This window comes from Lewinellaceae bacterium, from assembly GCA_020636135.1.
GTDB lineage: Bacteria > Bacteroidota > Bacteroidia > Chitinophagales > Saprospiraceae > JAGQXC01.
Genome location: JACJYK010000007.1, coordinates 1 through 6517 on the forward strand (window position 1 = coordinate 1; position 6517 = coordinate 6517).

Here is a 6517-nt window from a genome sequence, read left to right on the forward strand (position 1 = left end):
GATACATCTTGTAGTAGCGGATTTCAATCCGCTGATTCAGTTCCAATGAGATTTCAGAGTGCTGTAGGCATGACAGATAATCTCAATCAAATTAGAACCTCCTACCCTTTACTCTTTCTCCCCATTCCTTGGTCATTCCATATGGAGCGGTTAAAACTCCAAATCTTTTCCAACTTATGTCCCCAATCAATTCCTCACTATTGAATGCTTACTGCCCTGACTATTGCTTACCCTCTCCTGTCTACTGTCTACTGAATACTGCCTACTGTCTACTGAATACTGAATACTACCTACTGCCTACTAATAAATAATAAATCGTTAAAACCCTACCCTTCCGACACAACCAACACCTCCCGGACGTTTCAAAGGAATCAATCACCATTCCACATTAAACACCTGATTTTGAATCTATTGCCTCCCGATAAGAATATTTGCCTCTCGATGAAAAAAGCGTATCTTTGCACCCTTATGAAAAATCGTTTTCTGATCCTCGCCGTTCTGGTTAGCCTGCTGGCCGCCTGCCGTAGTGAATACGAACAGGTGCGGCTGAGCAATGACCCGGAGCGCATCCAGAAAAAAGCAGTCGAATACTACAAGGACGGCGAATACCAGAAAGCCCTCTCGCTGATCGAGATCATCATCAACAGCTTCCGCGGCAGGTCCGAGTTCGAAGACCTCAACTACATGATGGCCGACAGCTACTATCACCTGCGGGATTACGAGATGGCATCACAGTATTTCAAGAATTTTGCTAACGGATTCCTCAACTCATCACGGCGGGAAGAAGCGGATTTCCTCTCCGCCTACTGCTATTACCTGCTGTCACCGACCTGGCGTCTGGATCAGGACAACACCGTCAAGGCCATCAACGCCCTCCAGACATTTATCAATTCCTACCCCAACAGCGAGCGCAACACTCAGTGCAATACCCTCATGGATGAATTGCGTCTCAAGCTCGAAGAAAAAGCCTTTCAGCAGGGCATCCTGTATTACAACCTGCGGCAATACCAGGCCGCCATTTATTCACTGGATAACATGCTGAAAGACTTCCCGGACACCAAGCGTCCGGATGAAGTACGTTATTACATCATCAAATCCGCTTTCGAATACGCTTCCAACAGCGTCTACGACAAGCGCAAAGAACGCTACGAGGAAGCCGTCCAGCGTGGTGAGGAGTTCATTAAGAAACACCGCAACAGCACTTACCTGCGCGAGATTCGCGACATCGTAGCCGAATCAAAAACCAAACTGAAATTATTGGAAAATGAGCGATATCAAATCCAAAGTTCAAGGAATGGATCCTAACCTCTCCGCCCGCGATTTGCTGAGCATGTCCAAGCGCTCCGGCAACGTGTACGAAGCATTGGCCATCATCTCGAGACGCGCCCGTCAGCTGTCTTCCGAAATCAAACAGGAATTGCACCAGAAGCTGGACGAATTCGCCGCTACTTCCGAGACCATCGAGGAAGTGCACGAAAACAAGGAGCAGATCGAGATCTCCAAGTTTTACGAGCGCCTGCCCAACCCGGCAGTCATCGCTACCAATGAATTTTTGAACAACGAACTGTATCACCGCTACACCGATCGGAAAAGAGCTCCCATCCTGGAAGACTGATACGGAGTCCACCCCGTAACGTACGCAAGGAGATCCCCTCCGGACAGGGGAAGCAGGGGTGGGTAAATCCTGCGTTATGAATGCTTCTACCGGATTGGCCGGCAAAAAGATCATCATCGGTATCAGCGGCAGCATTGCTGCGTACAAATCGGCATTTCTCGTCCGCCTGTTCATCCAGGCCGGCGCACAGGTACGTGTCCTCATGACGCCCGGCGCCACGCAGTTCATCACCCCGCTGACCCTCAGCACCCTTTCCAAACACGAGGTGTGGACCGACGTCCTCAACGAAAACGGCTGGAACAACCACGTCGAACTCGGCATGTGGGGAGACGCCTTCATCATCGCCCCGGCGACCGCCAATACGCTGGCCAAGCTGGCAAGCGGCCAGTCGGACAATGTGCTGGTGGCCACGTACCTCTCAGCGCGTTGCCCCGTATTTGTCGCCCCGGCCATGGACGTCGACATGTGGTACCACCCCACCACGCAGCGAAACGTCCAGCAGCTGATCGCCGACCGCGTAGAGATCATACCCGCCGAGCAGGGCGAACTGGCCAGCGGACTGATCGGCATGGGCCGCATGGCCGAGCCACCCCATATCTTTGAACACCTGCGGGTATACTTCCGCCAGAATGGACCGCTGCAGGGCAAAAAAGCCCTGGTCACCGCCGGCCCGACGTATGAGCCCATCGACCCGGTGCGCTTCATTGGCAATCATTCGTCAGGTAAGATGGGCATCGCCATCGCGGAGGCGCTGGCCCAGGCCGGAGCCGCCACCACGCTGATCCTCGGACCGAGCAAGCTGGCGCCCGCCAATCCCGGCATCCAGGTGGAGCGGGTACAGACGGCACAGGAGATGTACGATGCGGCCAAAGCCATTCACGCACAGCAGGACATCTGCGTCCTGGCCGCCGCCGTAGCCGACTATGCCCCGGCAGCCCCTTCCGCACAGAAGATCAAGAAGACCGGCGACACGCTGGCCCTGGAGCTGCATAAGACGGTGGATATCGCCGCCAGCCTGGGAGCAGAAAAGAAGGCAGGCCAGATCCACGTAGGTTTTGCCCTGGAGACTGAAAATGAAACCACCCACGCCCTGGAGAAACTGAAGAAAAAACATTTCGACTTCATCGTTCTCAACTCGCTGAACGATGCCGGAGCCGGATTCAACTACGACACCAATAAAGTGCGCTTCCTGTTCCCGGACAATAAAGCGCTGGATTTTGAGTTAAAATCAAAGCAGGCCGTAGCTGCCGACATTGTGCAGCAATTGGTACATTTGGTCCAGAAATAAATAAGTATGACGCGATATACCGCAGCTCTTTTGATGGTGCTGACCGCCTGGTGGTTGGACACCGCTTCGCTCTCTGCCCAGGAATTAAATGCCAACGTTACCATCAACACCCCCAAGCTTCAGTCTACGGATCCCAAGATCTTCCGCACGCTGGAGCAGGATCTGCGCAACCTGATCAACGAAACCAAATGGACCGAAGATCAATACAACCAGGATGAACGCATCCAGTGCACCTGGATCCTGGCCATCACCAAGGAGGGCAACGACGGCAACTTTCAGGCTACGCTAAACATCAATGCCGTGCGCCCGGTATACGGCTCGACGTACGAGACCCAGACCTTCGCCTACCAGGATCCCAACATTGTGTTCGAGTATTCGGAAGGCACCCCCATCCAGTACATCAAGAATGTCTACAACTCCAATCTCGTATCGATCGTGACCTTCTATTGCAACATCATCCTGGGACTGGATTACGACACTTTTTCGCCCTTCGGCGGCGATCCCTATTTCGATGCCGCCCAAGCCGTCATCAACCAGCTGCCTTCCAATCAGGTCTCGGAAGACAACGGCTGGAAGTCAGTCGGCACGCGCAACAACCGCTACTGGATCATCGAAAATCTGCGCAATGCCCGGGTGAAGCCGCTGCGCAATGCCTACTACGAATACCACCGCCAGGGGCTGGACATGATGTACACCGATCCCGTGAAGGGCCGCGCGGCCATGGCTGCCGCCATCGAGCAATTTGACCAGGTTCGCACCAGCTATCCTTCCTCGATGATCATCCAGCTGATCGCGACCATCAAAGCCAATGAGGTGGTCCAGGTATTCAAGGTGGCAGATGCCGCCCAGAAGACCAAGGTCTACGATGTGATGACACACCTCGACCCCTCGAATGCGCGTTATTACGCTACCCTCAAATCCTAGCGTTCCGATGCATCACCTGGCCATCTTCGCCTCCGGCATCGGTTCCAATGCGCGCAAGATCATGGAATATTTTGAACACCACCCAGCGATCCGCGTCAGTGCCATCGTGACCAATAATCCGCACGCTGGCGTGATCAGGCACGCCCGGGAATTTGGCGTCCCTCTGCTCGTGATTGACAAATCCATGCTGCGGCAAAAAGGTGTGGTCGCCCAGCTCTTGAAGGATCGGGGTATCGACTGGATCATCCTGGCCGGCTTCCTCCTCCTCATCCCTCCGGATCTCGTCGAAGCTTTTCCGGACCGCATACTGAACATCCACCCGGCGCTGCTGCCCAAATACGGAGGCAAGGGCATGTACGGCATGCATGTACATGAGGCTGTCAGGGACGCCGGCGAATCCGAGACCGGCATCACCATCCATTTTGTCAATACGCGTTACGACGAAGGCCGCATCTATTTCCAGGCCCGTTGTGATGTCACGAAAAGTGACACCCCGGAAGACATCGCCCACAAGGTCCACCAGCTGGAATACCGCCATTTCGCTCCGATGATCGAAAAGGCGATCCGGGAGAGCGAAAGCTACTCCTGAATCAACATAAAGGTTTTAAACCTATTGGTCATTCCGTACCGACGCTCATTCCCCGGTCGGCATCCGGAACTGAAGGCGAAGCATGAACAGCAACGGAGAAATCCGTTCCAATAATTAAAATATTAAACTTATATTGGATAACAATCGATCCACCATGACTACCTTATTGGCAAATACACCATTAGAAAATCACCCCCAAACGGCACCGCAGATCACGGTAACTTTAATGGATCATCTCGGAGCGAAACAGATGGCCCTGCGTTTTCCATATGATGACCGGATCAAAACCCACCTCATGAAATTGGAAGGCATCCGCTTTTCACGCACACATCGTTGTTTGTACATTCCGGCAACGAATGAAAATTACTTTCGTTTATTGGCTCACTGTAAAGGTGTAATTTGGGTAGATGTAAAGGCATTATTTCATGATACAAGCTCCTCACAAAAAATACAAGAAACTGTCAAAATAACAACCACACAAGATACCTCAGCGAGCACCACACTTTTATCTCTTAAACCATCAACCTCAAAACATTCTTCAATTACCGGTACCACTGACTTTGCCGGGTCATTAAGTGAAAACTCCGGCATATCCGTCCCTGAGGCGGAGCACTTCGTAATGCCTGAAGACGGCGACAAACAGGCTGCGAACATATCCAGACCATCCAATGAATGGAAAGGCCTGGAGATTACTTACAACAATAGACATTTTTTAATCAAAATGCCTTTTCGCGAAGAAGATGTGTTGTTCCTAAAGGAATTAAAAGGATGGTGGCAAAGCACGGATAGAATGTGGCTGGTCAAAGCAACCGTTGCGAACTTAGAAGCAATACAAACCCATTTTAATTATTGGGAGATTCTTGTTTACCAGAAAATTGATGACTTGATTCGTCGGTCCACCGATCCCATTGTTATTGAATTGTATCATACTCCAGAGCATCCTAAGCATGTGGCGATCAAACTTTCCGGGTATGGTGTGGATCAGGATTTTATTCGTCGCCTGACATGGAGGGAATATGACAAACAGTTTAAACGCTGGTGGATTCCTTATGATGATAAACTCATAATACGGGTCATCGAACACTTTAAGCAAGCCGGAGCTAAAGTCATCAACCGGGTCCCCGTTGATCCCAAGCTGGTAAAGACGGTAGTTCCTTCGCCTGGAGATCAACAACGGGTTTTACTCCTTAAATTTCATAATCACCAGCATGTCTTAAAGACATTCACGGACACGCTGATACGAATGCGATACAGCTGGAGGACTATTAAACAATACACCGGTAAACTGTACGGTTTTTTACAGTGGCTGCATCCAAAATCAATCATCGAAGCCACAGAAAAAGATGTGAATGCGTATTTGTCCCTACTGGCAACTCAAGAGGTAAGTGAAAGCTTATTACACGCAGCTGTAAGCGCAGTAAAATTTTATTTTGAAAAAGTACAATTTGCGACTGCAATCGAAATTGAACAAATCAAGAGACCTAAGAAAGCGCATCGCTTACCGGTTATTTTAAGTTTATCCGAAGTCGATCGTTTATTCCGCTCCGTAGACAATCTTAAGCATGTGGCAGTCTTGTATACGATCTACAGCAGTGGCTTAAGACTCAATGAACTCCTATCGTTAAAAATTGCCGACATTTACTGGGATCGAAATCAAATTATTGTGCGAGGGGGTAAGGGTAAGAAAGATCGTTCGGTCATGCTCAGTGCGCGGCTTAAGGAATTACTGGTCTTTTATTTTGATCAATATAAACCCAAGTACTGGTTATTCGAAGGGCAACGGGAGGATTCCCCCTATGCCGCAACCAGTGTCCAGCAAATCGTAAAACGCGCTGCGAAGAAAGCGAAGATTCATCGTCAGGTAACGCCACACACCTTAAGGCATTGTTTCGCTACACATCTCTTGGACCAGGGCACTGATGTGCGTTTCATCCAGGAATTACTTGGTCATAAGGACATCAAAACGACATTGATTTATACGCATGTTACGAATAAGTCCCTCGATATGATCAAAAGTCCTTTAGATCAACTAGACCCGAATCATAAACCCTGGAAAAAAGCGCAACTTTGATACAAGAAATACGTGGATATAAGTAAGTTA

The 6517-nt window shown here is 50.2% G+C and carries 6 protein-coding genes; all 6 read left to right on the forward strand.

Translation table 11 applies throughout. The features are described 5' to 3' along the window. Window positions 1-468 precede the first annotated feature (468 nt). The gene (gene bamD, locus H6570_22600; GenBank protein MCB9322083.1) at window positions 469-1305 is read left to right on the forward strand and encodes an outer membrane protein assembly factor BamD; all 837 of its coding nucleotides are present in this window, start codon (window positions 469-471) and stop codon (window positions 1303-1305) included. Next, window positions 1265-1615 (forward strand): DNA-directed RNA polymerase subunit omega, encoded by a 351-nt coding sequence (locus H6570_22605; GenBank protein ID MCB9322084.1) that lies wholly within the window; start codon window positions 1265-1267, stop codon window positions 1613-1615. Before bamD ends, H6570_22605 begins: the two co-directional genes overlap by 41 nt. Before the next feature lie 76 nt (window positions 1616-1691). Continuing rightward, window positions 1692-2903, forward strand: a complete 1212-nt coding sequence (gene coaBC, locus H6570_22610) for a bifunctional phosphopantothenoylcysteine decarboxylase/phosphopantothenate--cysteine ligase CoaBC (GenBank protein ID MCB9322085.1) — start codon at window positions 1692-1694, stop codon at window positions 2901-2903. A gap of 6 nt (window positions 2904-2909) precedes the next feature. Beyond that, window positions 2910-3827, forward strand: a complete 918-nt coding sequence (locus H6570_22615; protein ID MCB9322086.1) for a DUF4835 family protein — start codon at window positions 2910-2912, stop codon at window positions 3825-3827. Window positions 3828-3834: 7 nt separating this feature from the next. After that, a complete protein-coding gene (locus H6570_22620) occupies window positions 3835-4416 on the forward strand; it encodes a phosphoribosylglycinamide formyltransferase (GenBank protein ID MCB9322087.1) in 582 nt (193 codons plus the stop codon). Window positions 4417-4570: 154 nt separating this feature from the next. After that, complete coding sequence (locus H6570_22625; protein ID MCB9322088.1) at window positions 4571-6487, forward strand: tyrosine-type recombinase/integrase; 1917 nt, start codon at window positions 4571-4573, stop codon at window positions 6485-6487. Window positions 6488-6517: the final 30 nt, after the last annotated feature.